This is a genomic window from Corallococcus sp. AS-1-12, from assembly GCF_020036995.1.
Lineage (GTDB): Bacteria > Myxococcota > Myxococcia > Myxococcales > Myxococcaceae > Corallococcus.
In genome coordinates this window covers 154,459-156,045 of the sequence record NZ_JAIQDD010000014.1, presented here as the reverse complement: position 1 = coordinate 156,045, position 1,587 = coordinate 154,459, and the positions used below count along the sequence as shown (strand labels likewise).

1 protein-coding gene is annotated in these 1,587 nt (G+C 71.8%); it reads left to right on the top strand.

What is annotated here, in order from left to right; genetic code table 11:
* Positions 1-234 precede the first annotated feature (234 nt).
* Positions 235-1,584, top strand: a complete 1,350-nt coding sequence (locus K8556_RS22670) for a GON domain-containing protein (protein WP_223742157.1) — start codon at positions 235-237, stop codon at positions 1,582-1,584.
* Positions 1,585-1,587 lie beyond the last annotated feature (3 nt).

The window sequence follows — 1,587 nt, the reverse complement described above, 5'->3', positions numbered from 1 at the left end:
GCCGGTGCGCCCTCCGCCATGTCCGTGGAGGGCCCTGAGGGGGCATGACAGGCCGCCTCCTCGGAGGAGCCTGCGCGCGTGCCAGGACTGGCACGTTCGCGGCGCGGCCATGTCCTCCGGCGGGCCGGGTTCGCACGTAACGCCCCGGAATCCCGACGGAGAGGCCCTGGCGGCCCGCGTGGCCCCGACCTTGCCATGGGAAGGCCTCGCAACCCTTCACCGGAGCCCCGCATCATGAACTTCCAGAAGCCCTCCGCCGTTCCCCACCTCCCCCGCCGCGCACGGACCCTGACCTGGAGCCTCCTGGCGCTCGCCGCCGCCGGCTGTGGCGCCAGCGCCAGCGACAACCCCAGCACCCTGTCGGAGCGCCCCCAGCCCCTCACCTCGCGGCCCTCCCGCTGCCTGGAGATCAGCGCCGCCCAGCCGGGAGCGCCGGACGGCGAATACGTGCTGTACGTGGCCGGTGACATCCGCGCGTCCTGGACCGCGTACTGCCACGACATGGCCGGCACGCCCACCGAGTACCTCACGCTCAAGCGCACGGACGCCGACTCCAACTTCTCGCAGTACACGGCCGGCGGCTCCTCTCCCGGCACCAACGTGCGCACCCACTACACCCGGCTGCGTATCGACCCGGTGACCCTGCGCGTGGTCACGGGGGACCAGACCTTCGCCACCTCCACGGGCTCGCTGACGCACTCGCCGGACACCGTCACCGCGATGCCCTACGGCGTGGCCATGGCGTGCAGCGGCGGCCAGGGGCTGGGCAACATCGACCTCCGGGGCACCCCGTTCACGGTGGAGGCGGCCTCGTTCGGCGTGGGCGGCGCGAACGCGACCGGCGCCGCCACCTCCAGCGAGGAGGGCCAGGTCGTCACCCTGTCCGGTAACGGCTTCTGCGGCTGGGTGGGCCCGCAGGGCAGCTACAACCCCTTCAACCAGCAGGGCAGCCTGCTCCAGCTCCACTACCGCGGCGAGGAGTTCCCCGCGACGTGTCAGGAGCTCAAGGCGGTCCGCCCCGGTGCGCCGGACGGCGAGTACGCGCTGTTCGTGAACAAGGACCCGCTGAAGCGCTGGACGGCCTGGTGCCAGGACATGGCCGGCACGCCCCGGGAGTACCTCCCCCTGGTGCACACGGAGGAGGGCGCCAACTACTCGCAGTACACGGCGGGAGGGAACTCGCCGGGCACCGACGTGCGGACCCGGTTCACGCGCGTCAGGCTGAACCCCGTCACCCTCGCCGTGGACACCGGGGACCACTCCTTCTCGACGTCCACCGGCTCCCTCATGCACGTCAACAAGGAGCTCGTGACGGCCATGACCTACGCGGCGGCCATGGGGTGCAGCCGCACGGGCCTGGCCAACGTGGACCTGCGAGGCACGCCGTTCTCCGTGCCCGTCGACAGCATCGGCCGGGGGGGCTACTCCAGCGAGTCCTCGTGGTGGGCCTTCCATGACAACTTCCAGGTGGTGGAGATGCGCGGCTACGGCGGCTGCGGCTGGGTGGGCCCGCAGGGCAGCTACAACCCCTTCAACAAGAACGGCGCCCTGCTGCCCCTCGCGTACACGCTGCCGCAGCCCTGACGT